The sequence below is a fragment of the Ruegeria profundi genome, assembly GCF_049800715.1.
In the GTDB taxonomy this organism is placed as follows: domain Bacteria; phylum Pseudomonadota; class Alphaproteobacteria; order Rhodobacterales; family Rhodobacteraceae; genus Ruegeria; species Ruegeria profundi_A.
The window spans coordinates 55,110-72,540 of record NZ_JBNAFO010000008.1 but is presented as its reverse complement, the minus strand read 5'-3'; the positions used below and the strand labels follow the sequence as shown (position 1 = coordinate 72,540).

The window sequence follows — 17,431 nt, the reverse complement described above, 5'->3', positions numbered from 1 at the left end:
CATGACCGATATGACAGATCCCGAAATGACCCCGGCCCAGCGTCGGGCTGCGGAAAAAGAACGTCAGCAGCTGCTGAAATACTACTCGGCCTCGCAATGGACCCTGATCTGGTGGCGCTTCAAAAAGCACCGCGCTGCGATGTATGCCTCGATCGTGCTGGGGCTGATGGCGCTGGCCGGTTTGTTTGCCGAGATCGTCGCGCCCTTTGGCCCGGTCACGCGCGATACCTCTTTTATCGAAGGACCGCCGCAAATCCCGCGCTTTTGCGATGACAACGGATGCTCTGTCGTGCCCTTTATCAACGGCACCAAGACCGAGCGTGATCCGGTGACCCTGCGGGCCGTCTCGGTGCCCGATCCCGACGTGCGCAACTATCTGGGGCTGTTCGTCAAAGGAGAACCGGTCAAGGTTCTGGGCTTTATCCCAACCGACCGCCACCTGATCGGCTTGCAGAACCCGGACGCCAAGATCCATTTCTGGGGCACGGATGATCTGGGACGGGATGTGTTCTCGCGCACCATCTATGCCACGCGGACGTCACTTTCGATTGGTGTGATCGGGGTGCTGATCTCATTTGTACTGGCGCTGATCATCGGCGGGACTGCCGGGTATTTCAGCGGCCTCATCGATAACGTCATCCAGCGCGTGACCGAGGTGATCCGCGTTGTACCCATCATCCCGCTTTACATGGGACTGGCCGCCGCCATGCCGAAGGAGTGGTCGACCACGCAGGTCTATTTCGCGATGACGTTGATCTTGGGCCTGTTCGGCTGGCCGACACTGGCGCGGCGCATCCGGTCGCAGCTTCTGTCGATCCGGAACGAAGACTATGTGGTTGCGGCTCGACTGGCCGGCGCGCGCCCCAAGCGCATCATCGGTCAGCACATGCTGCCTAGCTTCACCAGCTTCATCATCGTCGATCTGGTGATCTCGTTCCCCTACATGATCCTGTCGGAAACCGCGCTGTCCTTTGTTGGCCTCGGCCTGCGCCCGCCGTCGGTCTCGTGGGGCGTTCTGCTGCAACAGGCGCAATCGGTCCGTGCGATCGAGCAAACCCCTTGGCTGTTCATTCCTGCTGTGTTCGTGGTGGTAGCCGTTCTGGCTTTCACCGTGATCGGCGACGGGCTGCGCGACGCGGCTGACCCTTATGCGGAGGCGAAGTGATGGCAAACATCCTCGACGTCAAAAACCTGACCCTGTCTTTCCGCACAGATGAAGGGCTGATCCAGCCGGTTCGCGATGTCTCGTTCTCGCTAGAGAAGGGCAAGACGCTGGGCATCGTGGGCGAAAGCGGCTCGGGCAAATCTGTGTCGACCAAGGCGGTGATGCAGCTGCTGCCCGGCATTGCCAGCATCGATCAGCGGTCCGAGATCAACTACGTCATGAAGGACGGCAAATCCGTCGACCTGGCCAAGGTGCGCCCCCATGACCCACGCATGGGCGTGATCCGCGGCGGTGAGATCGGGATGATCTTTCAGGAGCCGATGGCCAGCTTTTCGCCGATCTACACCATCGGCAACCAGATCATTGAAGCGATCCAGCTGCATCGCGGGCTGAACAAACGGCAGGCCCGCGAGCTTGCGATTGAGATGCTGGACAAGATGGGTATCACCAACCCCTCTGCCCGCGTGGATCAATTCCCGCATGAGATGTCGGGTGGCATGCGCCAACGGGCCATGATTGCTCTGGCACTCTCAGCCGGTCCGCAGCTGCTGATCGCGGATGAGCCGACGACCGCGCTGGACGTGACCATTCAGGCTCAGGTTCTGCAACTGATGCGTGATCTGCAGGCTGAGCTGGGCATGAGCATGATTTTCATCACCCACGATCTGGGTGTGGTGGCCCAAGTCGCGGATGACATCGCGGTGATGTATAAGGGCGAGATTGTCGAGCGAGGCACCGTGCGCGAGGTCATCAACAATCCGCAACAGGCCTATACCCAGCGCTTGCTAGACGCGGTTCCGCGGCTGGACAAGGTCGTCCCGCCCGCGCCGTTGAAGAAGAGCAAAAAGCTGATTGACGTCAACAATCTGGGCGTCGAATTCGAGGTGAGAAAGAAGAAGCTGTTCCGAACCGAGGTTGAAACGGTCCGCGCGGTTAGTGACATCACTTTCGACATCCTCAAGGGCGAAACCGTGGGCCTCGTCGGCGAAAGCGGATCAGGCAAAACCACCGTTGGGCGCGCGATGCTGCGCGCCATTGATCCCAGCGAAGGCGAGGTGATCTTTCACCGAAAGAAAAAGGGCGATATCGACCTTGCCCACGCGTCCGAGGCCGAACTTCGCGCTGTTCGCAGCAAGATCAACATGGCGTTCCATGAAGGCCCGGTCCAGTTGCACACCCTTGGTGGCAACCTGTTGCGCAGCTTCCGCCCGGAAATGAGCCTTGTTTTTCAGGACCCGTATTCTTCCCTGAACCCGCGCATGACGGTGCGGGATATCATAGCCGAACCGCTGGTCGCCTCGGGTCTGATGACAGACCGGGACCAGATTGACGAACGGGTGCGCGAGATCGCGGCGCGTTGCAAGATCGACCTGGAGCATCTGCGGCGCTTCCCGCATGCGTTCTCCGGCGGCCAGCGGCAACGGATCTGCATTGCGCGCGCGCTGGTGTCCAAGCCCAAATTTGTTGTCTGCGACGAATGCGTCTCGGCGCTGGACGTGTCGATTCAGGCCGAGATCGTCGCGCTTTTGAAGGACGTGCAGGCCGAACTGGGTGTCAGCTTCCTGTTCATCGCGCATGACCTGGCGGTGGTCGCGCAAATCTCGCACCGGGTGGCGGTGATGTATCGGGGGCGGTTCATGGAATATGGCCCGACCGACAAGATCTTTTTCAACCCGCGGCACCCTTACACCAAGGCGTTGCTGTCCGCTGTCCCACACCCTGATCCTGACGCCGAATTCAAACCGATCCGCTTTGAGGGCAACATGATCCATCCCGTTGCCTCCTCTGGCCCGGAAGGGGTGTCGCTGCGCATCCCGGATCAGCCCTCGGACGAGTCGATCCAGCTGGTGGAAGTGGATGAGGGGCATTTCGTGGCCTGCCATCTGGATCAGCACGTGACCACGGAAAGGACCAAGGCGCTGGAGCCTGCTTAGTCGGTCGAAACACCCTTGCGGGGATCACTGGAAAACTGTAGCCGAGACATAGCTCAAAACTATGTTATGGCACCCTTCATATAGAAGATGAATGACATGATTGATCACAACCAAAAACTGCCCTCGCCGCATTTCGGTGAACCGTATCTGTTGACTCCGGGCCCATTGACCACGTCGCTGCCGGTGAAAGAAGCGATGCTGCGTGACTGGGGCAGTTGGGATGCCGATTTTCGCGCCATGACGGCTGAGTTGCGTCGCCGCCTGTTGGATATTCTGGGGCAGGACAAAGACCGCTATGATTGTGTGCCTTTGCAGGGCAGCGGCTCTTACGTGGTCGAGGCGATGCTGGGTAGCTTTGTGCCCAGGGACGGCAAAGTGCTGGTGTTGTGCAACGGCGCCTATGGCAAACGGGCGGTACAAACGCTGGGCTATCTTGGCCGTGACTTCGCTGTGATCGACATGGGTGACTATCTGCCCCCGCGCGGGGATCAGGTGGCAGAGGCGCTGCGGGCCGACCCTGCGATCACGCACGTGCTGGCCATCCATTGCGAAACCAGCTCGGGCATCCTCAACCCGCTGCAAGAGATCTCGGATGCAACGCAAGCGGCGGGTCGAAAGCTTCTGGTCGATTCCATGTCGGCCTTCGGTGCTGTCCCGCTCGAGCCGCATGTGATCCCGTTTCAGGCTATGGTCAGCTCGGCCAACAAATGCATCGAGGGCGTGCCGGGCTTTGGGTTCGTGATCGCTGAAACAGACGCGATCAAGGCGGCGGAAGGCAACAGCCATTCGCTCAGCCTGGATGTTCACGCCCAATGGGCCGCGATGGAGAAAACAGGCCAGTGGCGCTTTACCCCGCCCACGCATGTAGTTGCGTCCTTCATCGAAGCGCTGCGCGCGCATGAGGCCGAGGGGGGCGTTGCCGCACGGGGCGCGCGGTATCTTGAAAACCGCAAGACGCTGGTCAAAGGGATGCGTGAACTGGGCTTTGTCACGTTGCTGGACGATGAGTGGCTGTCGCCGATCATCACCACTTTCTTCTGCCCGGATCACCCCCGTTTTGCGTTTCCGGATTTCTATAACCGCATGAAAGCGCGCGGATTTATCCTGTATCCCGGCAAACTCACAGCAGCCGAAAGCTTCCGGATTGGCCACATCGGACAGGTCGATGCGCATGTGATGCAAGCCGTCGTTGCCACCGCAGCCGAGGTGCTGCGTGACATGGGGGTCGACAGTGCCAGCCCCTCGGACGAAACACTCAAACAGAAACAGGTTGAACCTGCCTGACGAAAGGAAAGACAATGAGCAAATTCAAAGCCGCCGTGTTTGATTGGGCGGGGACAATGGTCGATTTCGGATCATTCGCGCCGATGGGCGTGTTTGTGAAGGCCTTCGCCAAGTTCGATATCGAAGCCACGATCGAACAGGCCCGCGCACCGATGGGCGCGCCTAAATGGGATCACATCCGCACCATGATGGACATGCCCGAAATCGCCGCTCAGTGGGAGGCGAAATATGGCAATGCGCCAACCGATCAGGATGTCGACAAGGTCTATGAGATCTTTGTGCCGATGAACGAAAAAGTCGCCGCCGACTACGCGGATCTGGTTCCGGGAGGCAAAGCTGCGATTGACGATCTGCGGTCCATGGGCCTCAAGATCGGATCGACCACGGGATATACCCGCTCAATCATGGAGAACGTCCTGCCGGTTGCCGCCGCTCAGGGCTATGAGCCGGACAACCTGGTCTGTTCCGACGACCTGCCCGAAGGCCGCCCCGGTCCGCTGGGCATGTATAAATGCATGGTCGATCTGGTGGCCTATCCACCTGCGGCGATCATCAAGGTCGATGACACCGAACCGGGAATCAAAGAGGGTGTCGCCGCTGGTTGTCTGACCGTGGGCGTATCTCTGTCCGGCAATGCTGTGGGCAAAACACCGGAGGAACTGGCTGCACTGTCGGCGGAGGAGGTTGACGCGCTGCGCCAGCACGCGACCAAAATCCTGAAGGACGCTGGTGCGGACTATGTGATCGACACGGTTGCCGATCTGCCCGCGCTGATCCGTGGACTGGACGGCGTAGAGGCCTGACCCCATGCTGAAGAAGGCTCCGCGCAATTTTCTGTTCATCGTCATCGATCAGTTCCGCGCGGACCTTCTGACGGGCGCTTTGGGCCAGTATGTGCCGCTGCCCAACATTCGCGCTCTGGCCGCGCAATCGGTGCATTTCCGCAACCATCATACGGTTGTGGTGCCTTGCGGTCCGGCCCGTGCAAGCTTGCTCACGGGCCAATACGCCATGCACCATGGATCGGTTCAGAACGGCGTTCCGCTGCGGCGCGATATCCCCAACCTTGCAACGGCGCTGCGCTCCATCGGGCGAGAGCTGTTGCTGTTCGGCTATACGGATACGCAGCCTGATCCCAGAGGCTTGCACCCGAATGACCCGGCGCATCTGTCCTACACAGGGCCGATTCCGGGGATCACCGAGGTCACCGAGATGCGCGAGGAAGCGTGGGAGTGGCTCGCCCATCTCAGATCGCGTGGCTATGACGTGCCGGATGCGAGCGACCTGAATGCGCTCTACAAACCTCAGAACGACATTCTCGGAGGGCCAGCGCTCTATGAGGCGCAGGACAGTGATACCGCGTACCTGACCGATCGGGTTTTAGCGCATCTTGACGTTCGCAAATCACAGCCATGGTCTGCCATGGTCACCTATATCCGGCCGCATCCCCCGTTTGTTGCCCCTGCGCCGTATAACGATTTGATCAACCCACAGGACATCCCGCCACCGGTTGAGGCCACTTTTGAGCATCCGTTCTTTGAAGCCTATCATTCCCGCCCAAGCGGCACGGATATGTTCTGGGGTTTTGACGGACAGCAAGATGCCATGACGCCGGAGCAGATCGCGCTTTGCCGATCCACCTACCTTGGGCTTGCTGCTGAAGTTGATCATCACATCGGTCGGATTTTTGAATGGTTGCGAAATGTGGGTCAGTTGGACGACACGCTGATCGTGTTGACTGCTGATCACGGAGAGATGCTGGGCGATCTTGGTCTTTGGGGAAAACAGACCCCGTTCCGCGCTGCGTCCCACGTGCCCCTGATGATCGGGCATCCGGATCTTGAGCCTGAAGATATCGACGCATTGACCCAGTCGATTGACGTGGCCCCGACGGTTCTGTCGGCGCTTGGAGCTGCACCGCCCTCCGAGATGCAGGGCTGTAACCTCTTGGCGCCCGACCGACCCTACGGGCACGAGGCCATGGTCGAGCTTGAGCTTGGATCAGAGAACGGCAAGGGGCGCTTTGAAACCGCATGGCAATGCCCGCCCGATCATTTCCGCGCCCTTGCGTTTGAGAAAGACGGATATCGGCTTGCGCATTTCGCAACGGATATCGAGCCGATGCTGTTTGATGTCGAAAACGATCCCGATTGCACCCGGAATCTCGCGCGGGAAGATCTGCCCCGACTGCATCACCTGCGGGCTGAGGTGCTGTCACACAGAATGAGAAAAGGCTCGGTCTGAGGTGACCTCAGGACCTGACCCCCGAAGCTCAATACGGTTGAAAAAGTAAAGAAATTAACTCTGAGGTGGGGAACTCCGGAGTTTTTCAGAGATGCTTGCCGCAGTCTCAACAACTGACGCAGCCAAGGTTTCAAGCTTGTTGTCGGGGAATCTGGTGATGGGCCCAGATACTGAAACGCCAGCGACGACATTCTCCAACGAGTCGAAGACAGGCGCTGCGATACAGCGCAGGCCTGGAAAACGCTCTTCATCGTCGATTGCCCATCCTCTTTGCCGGGATATCTGCAGCTCGTCTTTGAGCCGTTGTTTGTCCGTAATCGAGTTGGGAGTCTGCTGGACCAGTGTCAGAGGGGCCAATAGCTTTTCCAGCGCTGCCTCGTCCATATGCGCCATGATGGCTTTGCCGACACCGGATGTGTGAAAGTAAGCTGCGGTTCCGTTCTTGATCGAGGCGCGGATCGGATTTTCGGATTCGACCTGGATCAGGTAAAGCAGCTGCCCACCTTCCTCGATGGCAAGGTTCACGGTCTCTCCGGTTTCCTTGGACAGCTTGCGCATCGCGGCTGGTGCGACCTCCAGCAGATTCGAGGTTTCCTCGAACGTGTTGCCGATCCGATAGGCCTGCGGTCCGACGCGCCACTTACCATGTTCGGCATCGTTAACCACCATGCCTCGCTGATGGAGCGTGGTCAGAAGCCGGTGCGCCGTTGCCGTTGGAATACCTGTCGTTCTTGCAATGTCGACAAGCGTCGCGCCCCGGGCATCTGCGACGGCAATCAGGACACGAATCCCACGATCCAGAGCCCCGACCGGAGAACCTGCGGGCTTTTCTTCATTCGCTTTCAGGCGCGGGCGCCCGCGTCTTGCAACTGTCTTTGGTTCGTTCATTTTTGGTGCGTTTGTCATCTGACTTGTAGTGAAAAGAGTCTAGCTTGTTCGCAAGTTCAAAAAAATGAAAATAATAAATAAAGCAAAAACAATATATTGCGTATATTTTGACGCCAAAAATGAAAGAGTTTCCAAAATATTTTGAAAAATTGCGAATCTGGCTTATCGTAGATTCTATCCGCTGGAGGGCGGGTTTGGTGCCAATGCCGAAGGGATATCGGCGACGGCCCAGTCTAGGGAGGAAACATGACAAAATCTTTGAACCGCAGAAACTTTCTGCGTGGGTCCGCTGTTGTAGGTGCTGGTGCGCTTGCTGCTCCGGCTGTCCATGCGCAGGAAGGAACGACAATGAAGATGCAGGCAGCCTGGGGCGGCGGCATCTTTCTTGAGAACGCGCAATCCTACGTCAACCGCGTCAATGAAATGTCCGGTGGCAAACTGACGATCGAACTTCTGCCTGTGAATTCGGTCGTAAAAACCAGCCAGATGCAGGACGCGGTCCACCGCGGCGTTCTGGACGCGGCGCATTACGTTCCGGCCTACTGGTACTCGAAATCCAAGACGGCATCGCTGTTCGGAACGGGTCCGTGCTTTGGCTGGTCCAGCCAAGAGGTTCTGGGCTGGGTGAACTATGGCGGCGGTCAGGAACTGTTTGACGAGCTGATGGGCATCCTTGGCCTGAACGTTGTGTCCTTCTTCAACTCGCCCATGCCCGCACAGCCACTGGGTTGGTTCAAAGAGGAAATCACAAGCTCGGATCAGATGAACGGTCTGAAATACCGTACAGTTGGTCTTGCGGCAGATGTTCTGCTTGAGATGGGCATGTCCGTTGTGCAGCTGCCCGGGGGCGAGATCCAGCCCGCGATGAAGTCCGGCCTGATTGATGCGGCCGAGTTCAACAACCCCACATCCGACCGCGACTTTGGTATGCAGGACGTGTCCAAACACTATCATCTGGCCTCGTTCCACCAGAGCCAGGAGTTCTTCGAGGTCACGTTCAACAAAGACAAGTTCAACGCGCTTGCGCCCGAGCTTCAGGCGATCCTGAAATACGCGTCCGAGGCCGAGAACTCGAACTTCTACTGGAACAACACCAAGCGCTACGCTGACGATCTGGTGACGCTGGCCGAAGAGCAGGGTGTCAACGTGTATCGCACGCCTGACAGCGTGATGCAGGCCCAGCTCGAGGCTTGGGATGTTGTGGTCGAAAGGATCTCGAACGAAGATCCGTTCTTTGCCAAGGTTGTCGACAGCCAGAAGGCCTATGCGAAGACTGTCATGAACTACCTCAATCTCAACCAGCCTGACTACAAGCTGGCGTATAAGCACTACTTCGGCTGAGGCCTGACACTCTTTGAAAACGGAAGGTCGCGCCGGCGCGCGGCTTTCTGAACTGCGGGCGGAACAGGCGAGGAACTGACCTTGATCAAGACAATCCACGCCATCGAAGGGCTAAGCCAATGGGTCGGCAAAGCCTTCGGTTGGTGCATCCTAATTCTGACACTTTCGGTGTCCTACGAAGTGTTCGTCCGGTACGTGCTGAACAAGCCGACCGTCTGGGCGTTCGATATGATGGTACAGATGTATGGCGCCTTGTTCCTGATGGCCGGGGCCTATGCGCTGGCGCAAGACGCGCATGTGCGCGGTGACGTGCTGTACCGCCTTTTCTCGGTCCGCTGGCAGGCGCGGGTCGATTTCGTTCTGTATATTATCTTTTTCTTTCCCGGCATGTTTGCCCTGTTCTGGTACGGCTGGGAAATCGCCAAGGACAGCTGGCGCTATGAAGAAGTCAGCTGGAACAGCCCCGCCAGAATTCAGATTTATTTCTTCAAAACTCTGATCCCCGTCGCCGGTGTCTTGCTGATGCTGCAAGGGCTTGCCGAGATGGCAAGATGCTGGCTGGCGATGCGAAATGGCGTCTGGCTCGACCGTCTGGATGACGTACGTGAGACCGAAGACATGCTGATGGAATCAACCGTCGACCGAATTCATACAACAGGCACCAAGCAAGGAGGTCGCAGCGATGACTGATCCACAAGTCGCCATCCTGATGCTCAGCCTCTTTATTGTGCTGGTTCTGTTGGGCTTTCCGATTGCGTTCACACTGCTCGCCATGGGTGTCGCGTTCGGGTATTATGCCTACTACCAGTCCGCGCCCGAGAGCATTGCGGACATCTTCAACAACAACATCTTCTACCTGCTGAACCAGAACACCTATTCGGTGATGGAGAATGACACGCTTGTTGCCATCCCCTTGTTCCTGTTCATGGGCTACGTGGTCGAAAGGGCGAACATCGTCGACCGGTTGTTCTTTTCGCTCTACATGGCGGCCCGCAACTTGCCCGGATCTCTGGCGATCGCGGCGCTGCTAACGTGTGCGGTTTTCTCGACAGCGTCGGGGATTGTGGGCGCCGTTGTCACCCTGATGGGATTGCTGGCCTATCCGGCAATGGCCAACGCGGGGTATCAGCGCAGTTTTGCCTCGGGCGTGATCTGCGCCGGTGGCACGTTGGGCATCCTGATCCCACCGTCGATCATGTTGATCGTCTACGCCGCCATTGCCGAGCTTTCTCCGCTGCGCCTCTATGCAGCGGCGGTCTTTCCGGGCCTCATGCTGGCGGGTCTCTACATTGTCTACGTCATGGTGCGTGTCTGGCTGAACCCGTCGCTGGCCCCCAAGCCGCAGGAGGATGATGTTCCGCCAAAACGGCAGATCTACATGGACCTGCTGATCTCGTTCGTGCCGTTGACCGTTTTGATCCTGCTGGTGCTTGGCTCAATCCTCGGCGGTCTTGCAACGCCGGCCGAAGCGGCGGCGATGGGTGCCTTGGGCGGGCTTGTGCTGGCAGTGCTCTACCGGTCGCTCACCTGGGACAAGGTCAAGCAAAGTGTCTTCCTCACGGCCAAGGCCACCGCCATGGTGTGCTGGTTATTCGTGGGCTCGTGGACCTTTGCGTCGATCTTTTCATATCTCGGCGGGCATGACGTGATCGAGCATTGGGTTGTTGGGATGAACCTTCAGCCCTGGCAGTTCCTTGTGCTTGCGCAGTTGATCATCTTCCTGCTGGGCTGGCCGCTTGAATGGTCCGAGATTCTGATCATCTTCGTGCCGATCTTCCTGCCCATGCTCGAGACGTTTGGCGTCAACCCGTATTTCTTCGCGATGCTGGTAGCTCTGAACTTGCAGACTTCATTCCTGACACCACCGATGGCCATGTCGGCCTACTATTTGAAGGGGGTCCTAAAGAACCAGATCCAGCTGATGGAGATCTTCCGAGGTCTGATGCCCTATCTGGCCATCGTGATCCTGTGCATGGTGCTGATGTATCAGTTCCCGGGCATCGCGCTGTGGCTGCCTGACTACCTGTTCGGGGTCTGGGTGCCATGACCAAACACGATCTGTCATTGTTCTCGGCGGTTCAATCCGCCGAGGGCATTCGGGACGGGCGTATCTTGTCCGAAGCACTGGTTGAGGACTGTCTCAAACGCATCGAAGAGACCGACAGCACCATCCGCGCCTGGGCTTACCTGGATGCGGGCGTTGCGCTGGATCAGGCGCGCGAGCTGGATCGCATTCGCAAGGCAGGACGAGCGACTGGCCCCTTGCACGGGGTGCCCGTGGGGCTGAAGGACATTGTCGACACAAAAGACATGCCCACACAGAGGGGCACACCGATCTTTTCGGGTCGACAGCCGGAGGCAGATGCTAGGCTCGTAGAATGCCTGCGCGAGGCCGGCGCCGTTATCATGGGCAAGACCAAGACGACCGAGCTTGCCTTTATGCATCCGACCGAAACCACCAACCCTTTTGATGCGACCAGAACACCAGGGGGGTCGTCCAGCGGATCGGCCGCTGCCGTTGCCGCCAGACATGTGCCTCTGGCCATCGGCACACAGACCGGGGGTTCGGTTATCCGCCCGGCCTCTTACTGCGGTGCCTATGGTTTCAAACCCACGCGCGGAATGATCTCGCGACATGGGGTTTTCAGAACCTCGGTTTCTTTGGACCATGTTGGGGGTTTCGCCAACGCGCTGGAAGACATCGCTTTGTTGACAAATGTGGTGTCTAGATATGACCAGCGCGATCCCGCCAGCTTTGCCCGGCCGCGAGCGGATATGCTGTCCGGCGCGCAGGCGGATGTTCCGGTCGAACCGAACATTGCCTGGCTTGATTTTCCCTTCAACGATCGCCTTGATGAGGATGCACTTGAGGGGCTGAACGCCGTTATCGAGGGGCTTGGTGGAAGGGTCGAGCGTTTTTCGGTATCGTCGCAACTGGCCGATCTGATCACCGTTCACAAAACGATCTATGACTACGAAATTCGCCAAAACATGGTCGAAATCTCGAATGCGTATTGGCCGGAACTCAGCCCCGAGATGCAATCCGCAATAACCCGTGGAGGAGATATCAGCGAGGCCGAATATGAAGACGCCTTGGCCGTCATGGCGTCCGCTCAGGGCTTCTTTGCCGAGTATTTCAATGAATTCGACGCAATCCTGGCCCCGGCAGCAACCGGCGAAGCCGTTCCGCTGAGCGCGGGCCATACCGGAGATTCCGTTTTCTGCCTCACCTGGACGCTGGCAGGTTTGCCCTGCCTCACGCTGCCTTTGTTGGTGGGGCAGAATGACCTGCCCATTGGTGTCCAGTTGATCGGCGCGATCGAAGAAGACGACCGGCTTTTTCGGACAGCTGCATGGGTTCAAAGAACCCTCAAAACGCAAGAATAAAAGGGAGAGTAATCCTATGTCACGACTGACAAATATTCTCATGGGCCTCATCGGCACCGGCCTGATGATGGTGTTCGTTCTCGGCCTTGCCCACAGTATCTCGACCGGTTTCGCCGGGTTCTGGGGCGGGTTTCCGTTCTTGTGTATTGCGGTCTTCGTCATAGCCCTTGCGCTGTACAATTTCTGGGAAGACGCGATCAAAAAGGACTGACCCCATGAGCGATAGACCCGTTCTCTGGCTACCGCGTCGGGTGTCCGATGCCACGATTGCGCGCGCGCGACAAGGCTATGACGTAATCCTGAACGAGGCCGACACGCCGGGCACGGCGGACGAGATCATCGCCATGAGCGCGAAGGTCGACGCGATGATGCCGTGTCACTCGGAACATTTCTCGGCTGAGGTCGTCTCAAAGCTTGCTCCACGGCTGAAGATTGTGGCGAACCATTCAGTGGGCGTAGATCACTGCGACCTTCCGGCGCTGGCGGCGAAGGGGATTGTCGTGACAAACACGCCTGACGTCCTGTCGGACGCCACGGCTGAGCTTGCGATGTTGCTGATGCTGGGTGCCGCGCGGCATGCGGTCCGAGGGGACCGCCTGATGCGTACCGGTGCTTGGGACAGCTGGAGCCCGTCCTTCATGGTCGGCAAACAGCTCACTGGCGCTCGGCTTGGGATTGTCGGTATGGGTCGTGTGGGCCGCGCATTCGCAGAAAAGGCGCGCGGTTTTGATATGGAGATTCACTACTTCAACCGCAGCCGCCTGTCACCTGAACAAGAGCAAGGCGCGACATATCACGACGGCATCGACACGTTGTTGACGGTCGCGGATTTCCTGTCGCTGCATTGTCCCGCAACACCGGAAACCGTGAACCTGATGGATGCTGAAAACCTGGCAAAGCTGCCTGACGGCGCGGTTCTGGTGAACTCGGCAAGGGGTGCGCTTGTTGACGAAGACGCGCTGCTGCACGCGATCGAAAGCGGCAAGCTGGCTGCTGCCGGGCTTGATTGCTTCAAGACTGAACCGGGTGGAAACCCAAAATTTGCAGCGCATGAAAACATCTTCATGTTGCCGCATATCGGCAGCGCCACAACCAAAACCCGAGACGCGATGGGCTTTCGCGCCTTGGACAATCTGGATGCCTTTTTTGCGGGTCAAACACCGCGAGACCTTTTGTAGTAGAGGACATAAGTAATGGCTAAACTTGCTTTTCTCGGCCTGGGTGTAATGGGCTATCCGATGGCAGGCCACTTGCAGGCCGCAGGCCACGACGTGACGGTTTTCAACCGGACGGCAGCCAAAGCCGAAGCCTGGGTTGCCGAACATGGTGGCTCTATGGCCGCAACCCCGCGCGAGGCGGCCGAGGGGGCAGAATTTGTCATGACCTGTGTGGGGAATGACGATGACCTGCGCAGCGTTTGCACGGGTGCGGACGGAGCGTTCTCCGGGATGTCGCAAAGCACCACGCTCGTGGACCACACAACCGTTTCGGCGAAAGTCACGCGCGAGTTGTATGCGGCGGCAAAGGATCAGGGCTTGGGCTTTGTGGACGCGCCGATTTCGGGCGGTCAGGCCGGGGCCGAGAACGGTGTCCTTTCGATCATGTGCGGCGGGGATCAGTCTGTATACGATGCGGCCGAGCCGATCATGCAGGTCTATTCGAAGATCTGTCGTCGGATTGGCGAAAGCGGTGCGGGTCAGATGACGAAGATGAGCAACCAGATTGCGATCGCCGGTCTGGTTCAGGGCTTGAGCGAGGCCCTGCATTTCGCCGAGAAAGCGGGTCTGGACGGGCGCGCGGTCGTCGAGGTTATCAGTCAGGGCGCAGCCGGAAGCTGGCAGATGGCGAACAGGTATGAGACGATGCTGGACGACCATTTTGACCACGGGTTTGCCGTAGATTGGATGCGCAAAGATCTGGGGATTTGTCTTGATACTGCAAATGAAACTGGGGCGAGCCTTCCGGTGACTGCGCTGGTCGATCAGTTTTACAAGGACGTGCAGAAACTCGGCGGTGGCCGCTGGGATACCTCGTCTTTGCTAAAAAGACTTCGGGCCTTGGATTGAACAACACGCCTCCGATTTCCACGCCTCCCGGCTGAGCGCTTGCAAAGCAAAGCGAGGTAGGGCGGCGATTTACCTGACACGCAGTTCAAGCGCCAGATGGTTCGTTAGCCCAGGCGCTTTTTGAACCTCAGCGTTGCTGCCAGCAATCCGAAAATGGCAAAGCCGATCATCCACAGGATCTCCGAGCGCAGATCATAGAGAGAGGCATCGCGCAGAACCACGCCCCGGATCATTTCCATGAAATGCGTGGCCGGCAACACCTGTGCGATGATCTGAACCGGTTGAGGCATGCCGTCGAACGGAAACATGAACCCGGACATCAGGATGGACGGCAGCAGGATAAAGAGGGTCATCTGCATCGACTGAAGCTGGTTCTGGGCCAGCGTGGAAATCACCAGCCCCAGCGAGAGGCTGGCGATGATGAACAGCAGCGTCACCACCAGCAATGTGCCCAGCCCTCCGTTAGTGGGGACGTCAAACAGAAGATGCCCGAGCCCCAGAATGATCGCGACCTGGATCAGGCCCAGAAAGATGTAGGGAATGATCTTGCCCAGCATCAACTCGATCGACTTGATCGGCGTGTTGATCAGCATCTCCATGTTCCCGCGTTCGCGTTCCCGAACGATCGCGGCCGAGGTGAACAGGATCATCGTCATCGTCAGGATCACCCCCACAAGACCCGGTACAATATTGACTGCGGATCGCTGTTCAGGGTTGAAGTACAGCGTCACCTCAAATGTCGGAACCTGCCGGTTAGCAGGCAGCCTCAGCAATTCGGTCAATGGCATTGTCCGCAGAGATTTGATCGCGCTTGCCACCATCGTGTCCGAGCCATCGACGATCCAATGCGCGACGGGTCGACTGCTGGTTTGATCCGTCGAATTGGGCAAGCCCAGCCCGACAGAGGGGCTGCGGGCGAGGCGTTGGCTGACGTCCGGGGGGATGATCAGTGCGGCCCGCACGCGGGATTGTGTGATCGCGCGCTCGGCCTCTTGTGGGGTGGTCAGTTGTTCGGTGACGGTCACGACCTGCGTGGCCTGAACCATCTGAGTCAACATGCGGGACAGCTCGGTTTGGGATTGATCGACAACAGCCACAGGCACGTGGCGCAGGTTGGTGTTGATCGCATATCCGAACAATAAAAGCTGGATCAGCGGGATCATTATGACCATGGCGAAGGTCATCCTGTCCCTCCGCAGCTGCAGCAGCTCTTTCCTCAGGACGGCTGCGATCCGGCGGGCCGAGATCATTGGTCTTCCCCCCGCGTGGCGCTGACAAAGACGTCTTCGAGATTTGGTCGCTGGGGTGTCAGGGACAGATCAGAGAACCCCTCAAGCCGGGCGCGCAGCATATCCACCGGCTGAGGTTCGGCTTTGTCCACCAGAACCCGTAAGCGAGAGCCGACCTGAGCGGTCGACAATATCTTCGGCGTGCCGTCCAGCTCATGTTTGACCCTACGCAGATCCGGACCTTCGATCTCGACAACGTCGGCTTGAAGATCATTCATAAGCTGGCGCGGTGATCCGTCCGCTTTCTTGACACCATGCTGAAGGATGGCCAGGCGGTGGCAGCGCTCGGCCTCATCCATGAAGTGGGTAGAAACGATCATGGTCGCACCCTGATCGACCAGATCGAACAATTGCTCCCAGAACGTGCGGCGTGTTTCGGGATCAACGGCCGAGGTCGGCTCGTCCAGAAACAGCAGTTTGGGCCGGTGCAGGATCGTGGCCGCAAGGGCCAGCTTTTGCCGCTGACCTCCGCTCATGCTGCCGCTGAGTTGATTTACGTTGGTCGTCAGGTCGTATGTGTGTAGCAGCTCGTCGATCCGATCTTTCGCTGCTTTTGCAGGGATACCGTAGATTTCCGCCGCGAACCTGAGGTTTTCCAGCACGGTCAGGTCGCGGTAGTAGGAGAAGATCTGGGTCATGTACCCGATCTCGTTCTTCAGCGGTTCTGCTGCCTCAGGCATGGATCGACCAAGAACCGAGATGGATCCGCTGGTCGGTGTCAGCAGCCCGGTCAGCATGCGCATGGTCGTGGTCTTGCCGCAGCCGTTAGGGCCAAGAAACCCATAGATCTGGCCTGTATGGATCTCAAGATCCAGATCGTTGACGGCGGTGTTTGTTCCGAACTGCCGGGTCAGGCCGCGTGTCGACACAACGACGTCTGTCATGGCATGGGAACCTGCACTGGAACCCCGGCAGGCAGATCCGGCGACGCGGTGGGTAAATCAATCTCGGCCAGATAGACAAGCCGCGTCCGGTCATCTTGGTTCAAACCATAGTAAGGCGTGAAGGACGCGTCGTCACTGATCCACCGGACCACGCCGTCCAGAGGGGCATCCAGCCCGTCGACATTCACCTCCAGCGTATCGCCGGGTTTCAGTGTCACGCGATGCGGTTCGGGTACATAGACGCGGGCATAGGGCGTCTGCCCCGTGACCAGAACGGCCACGGGGCTGCCGGTTGTCACCCGTTCACCGAGGTTCCAAGGCAGCGAGTCCAGGACGCCGTCGCGTGTTGCGACAACGGTCAGATCCTCCAAGACGGTCTGTTCCGCATCGACCGATGCTTCGGCTGCGCGGACGTTTGCTTCCGCAACGGCGAGATCTTCGGGGCGGGTGCCGCTCTGCAGCTCTTTCAACGTTTCCTGAGCACCGACCAATTCGGCGCGTGCCGAGTCCCGTAAGGCCAGATCATTTGCGACCTGCGCCTCGGTCACGACCGAGTTTTCAACCAAACGGGCATTGCGTTCATAGATAGCTTCGGCATCGGCCAATCGCGCGGTAGCTCCGGCGACCTTGGCTTGGGCAATTGCGATCTCTTCCTCGCGCGGTCCGACCTGCAGCTTCAAAAGTGTGGCTTTTGCTTTTTCCAGTTCGGCTTGCGCCAGGTTCAGCTTTGCGGTCTGTAACGTGGGATCAAGTTGAACCAGCGTGTCTCCGGCCATGACGACCGAGCCTTCGGCAACGGGCAGATCGACGATGATTTCGCTGGCCGTCGCGGTCAATGCGACGCGGTCGCGTGCCAGTACGCCAAGGGCCACGCTCGTATCCGAGGCAGAGCATCGGTCCAGAACCGCAGGCAGTATTGACGCCAATATCAAAGGTATGGGGATCGACA

General features: G+C 58.4%; 16 protein-coding genes. 12 read left to right on the top strand and 4 right to left on the bottom strand.

Features of this window, described 5'->3' with window-relative positions:
• Position 1 precedes the first annotated feature (1 nt).
• The 5 genes from ACP15L_RS13960 (at position 2) to ACP15L_RS13940 (ending at position 6,627) form a co-directional block, all read left to right on the top strand.
• Positions 2-1,165: an ABC transporter permease gene (locus tag ACP15L_RS13960; protein ID WP_425084630.1), complete on the top strand. Its 1,164-nt coding sequence runs from the start codon at positions 2-4 to the stop codon at positions 1,163-1,165.
• Positions 1,165-3,099 (top strand): dipeptide ABC transporter ATP-binding protein, encoded by a 1,935-nt coding sequence (locus ACP15L_RS13955; RefSeq protein WP_425084629.1) that lies wholly within the window; start codon positions 1,165-1,167, stop codon positions 3,097-3,099. Before ACP15L_RS13960 ends, ACP15L_RS13955 begins: the two co-directional genes overlap by 1 nt.
• A gap of 96 nt (positions 3,100-3,195) precedes the next feature.
• Positions 3,196-4,383, top strand: a complete 1,188-nt coding sequence (locus ACP15L_RS13950) for a 2-aminoethylphosphonate--pyruvate transaminase (protein WP_425084628.1) — start codon at positions 3,196-3,198, stop codon at positions 4,381-4,383.
• 14 nt (positions 4,384-4,397) lie between these two features.
• Positions 4,398-5,186 (top strand): phosphonoacetaldehyde hydrolase, encoded by a 789-nt coding sequence (gene phnX / locus ACP15L_RS13945; RefSeq protein WP_425084627.1) that lies wholly within the window; start codon positions 4,398-4,400, stop codon positions 5,184-5,186.
• A gap of 4 nt (positions 5,187-5,190) precedes the next feature.
• Positions 5,191-6,627 carry a sulfatase-like hydrolase/transferase gene (locus ACP15L_RS13940; RefSeq protein ID WP_425084626.1) on the top strand — a complete coding sequence of 479 codons (1,437 nt, stop codon included), beginning with the start codon at positions 5,191-5,193 and terminating at the stop codon, positions 6,625-6,627.
• Between the two features lie 54 nt (positions 6,628-6,681).
• Here ACP15L_RS13940 and ACP15L_RS13935 read toward each other — a convergent pair whose 3' ends face one another.
• Positions 6,682-7,515, bottom strand: a complete 834-nt coding sequence (locus ACP15L_RS13935) for an IclR family transcriptional regulator (RefSeq protein ID WP_425084625.1) — start codon at positions 7,513-7,515, stop codon at positions 6,682-6,684.
• A 246-nt stretch (positions 7,516-7,761) separates the two neighbouring features.
• Between ACP15L_RS13935 and ACP15L_RS13930 the strand changes: the two genes are divergently transcribed.
• The 7 genes from ACP15L_RS13930 to ACP15L_RS13900 all read left to right on the top strand — a co-directional run bounded on the left by ACP15L_RS13930 (position 7,762) and on the right by ACP15L_RS13900 (position 14,309).
• Positions 7,762-8,856 (top strand): TRAP transporter substrate-binding protein, encoded by a 1,095-nt coding sequence (locus ACP15L_RS13930; RefSeq protein ID WP_170380352.1) that lies wholly within the window; start codon positions 7,762-7,764, stop codon positions 8,854-8,856.
• A gap of 81 nt (positions 8,857-8,937) precedes the next feature.
• Entirely contained in the window at positions 8,938-9,546 is a 609-nt protein-coding gene (locus tag ACP15L_RS13925; protein ID WP_170380353.1) for a TRAP transporter small permease subunit, read from the top strand.
• Entirely contained in the window at positions 9,539-10,903 is a 1,365-nt protein-coding gene (locus ACP15L_RS13920; protein ID WP_170380354.1) for a TRAP transporter large permease, read from the top strand. Before ACP15L_RS13925 ends, ACP15L_RS13920 begins: the two co-directional genes overlap by 8 nt.
• Positions 10,900-12,243: an amidase gene (locus ACP15L_RS13915; protein ID WP_425084624.1), complete on the top strand. Its 1,344-nt coding sequence runs from the start codon at positions 10,900-10,902 to the stop codon at positions 12,241-12,243. Before ACP15L_RS13920 ends, ACP15L_RS13915 begins: the two co-directional genes overlap by 4 nt.
• A 16-nt stretch (positions 12,244-12,259) precedes the next feature.
• Positions 12,260-12,454, top strand: coding sequence for a hypothetical protein (locus ACP15L_RS13910; RefSeq protein WP_170380356.1), 195 nt, complete (start codon positions 12,260-12,262; stop codon positions 12,452-12,454).
• A 4-nt stretch (positions 12,455-12,458) separates the two neighbouring features.
• Complete coding sequence (locus ACP15L_RS13905; RefSeq protein ID WP_425084623.1) at positions 12,459-13,421, top strand: 2-hydroxyacid dehydrogenase; 963 nt, start codon at positions 12,459-12,461, stop codon at positions 13,419-13,421.
• Positions 13,422-13,436: 15 nt separating this feature from the next.
• The gene (locus ACP15L_RS13900) at positions 13,437-14,309 is read left to right on the top strand and encodes an NAD(P)-dependent oxidoreductase (RefSeq protein ID WP_170380358.1); all 873 of its coding nucleotides are present in this window, start codon (positions 13,437-13,439) and stop codon (positions 14,307-14,309) included.
• Positions 14,310-14,413: 104 nt separating this feature from the next.
• Here the strand turns inward: ACP15L_RS13900 and ACP15L_RS13895 are convergent, their stop codons facing one another.
• The 3 genes from ACP15L_RS13895 to ACP15L_RS13885 are packed head-to-tail and all read right to left on the bottom strand — an operon-like array spanning position 14,414 to position 17,354.
• Entirely contained in the window at positions 14,414-15,559 is a 1,146-nt protein-coding gene (locus ACP15L_RS13895; protein ID WP_425084622.1) for an ABC transporter permease, read from the bottom strand.
• A complete protein-coding gene (locus ACP15L_RS13890; RefSeq protein WP_425084621.1) occupies positions 15,556-16,482 on the bottom strand; it encodes an ATP-binding cassette domain-containing protein in 927 nt (308 codons plus the stop codon). Before ACP15L_RS13890 ends, ACP15L_RS13895 begins: the two co-directional genes overlap by 4 nt.
• A complete protein-coding gene (locus ACP15L_RS13885; protein ID WP_425084620.1) occupies positions 16,479-17,354 on the bottom strand; it encodes an HlyD family secretion protein in 876 nt (291 codons plus the stop codon). Before ACP15L_RS13885 ends, ACP15L_RS13890 begins: the two co-directional genes overlap by 4 nt.
• Positions 17,355-17,431: the final 77 nt, after the last annotated feature.

Bases quoted from the DNA above. Each gene is read 5' to 3' on its own strand.
- ACP15L_RS13910 (WP_170380356.1), top strand. From the start codon at position 12,260: ATGTCACGACTGACAAATATTCTCATGGGCCTCATCGGCACCGGCCTG.
- ACP15L_RS13920 (WP_170380354.1), top strand. From the start codon at position 9,539: ATGACTGATCCACAAGTCGCCATCCTGATGCTCAGCCTCTTTATTGTG.
- ACP15L_RS13890 (WP_425084621.1), bottom strand. From the start codon at position 16,482: ATGACAGACGTCGTTGTGTCGACACGCGGCCTGACCCGGCAGTTCGGA.
- ACP15L_RS13895 (WP_425084622.1), bottom strand. From the start codon at position 15,559: ATGATCTCGGCCCGCCGGATCGCAGCCGTCCTGAGGAAAGAGCTGCTG.
- ACP15L_RS13900 (WP_170380358.1), top strand. From the start codon at position 13,437: ATGGCTAAACTTGCTTTTCTCGGCCTGGGTGTAATGGGCTATCCGATG.
- ACP15L_RS13905 (WP_425084623.1), top strand. From the start codon at position 12,459: ATGAGCGATAGACCCGTTCTCTGGCTACCGCGTCGGGTGTCCGATGCC.
- ACP15L_RS13950 (WP_425084628.1), top strand. From the start codon at position 3,196: ATGATTGATCACAACCAAAAACTGCCCTCGCCGCATTTCGGTGAACCG.
- ACP15L_RS13915 (WP_425084624.1), top strand. From the start codon at position 10,900: ATGACCAAACACGATCTGTCATTGTTCTCGGCGGTTCAATCCGCCGAG.
- ACP15L_RS13955 (WP_425084629.1), top strand. From the start codon at position 1,165: ATGGCAAACATCCTCGACGTCAAAAACCTGACCCTGTCTTTCCGCACA.
- ACP15L_RS13960 (WP_425084630.1), top strand. From the start codon at position 2: ATGACCGATATGACAGATCCCGAAATGACCCCGGCCCAGCGTCGGGCT.
- phnX (WP_425084627.1), top strand. From the start codon at position 4,398: ATGAGCAAATTCAAAGCCGCCGTGTTTGATTGGGCGGGGACAATGGTC.
- ACP15L_RS13935 (WP_425084625.1), bottom strand. From the start codon at position 7,515: ATGAACGAACCAAAGACAGTTGCAAGACGCGGGCGCCCGCGCCTGAAA.
- ACP15L_RS13940 (WP_425084626.1), top strand. From the start codon at position 5,191: ATGCTGAAGAAGGCTCCGCGCAATTTTCTGTTCATCGTCATCGATCAG.
- ACP15L_RS13930 (WP_170380352.1), top strand. From the start codon at position 7,762: ATGACAAAATCTTTGAACCGCAGAAACTTTCTGCGTGGGTCCGCTGTT.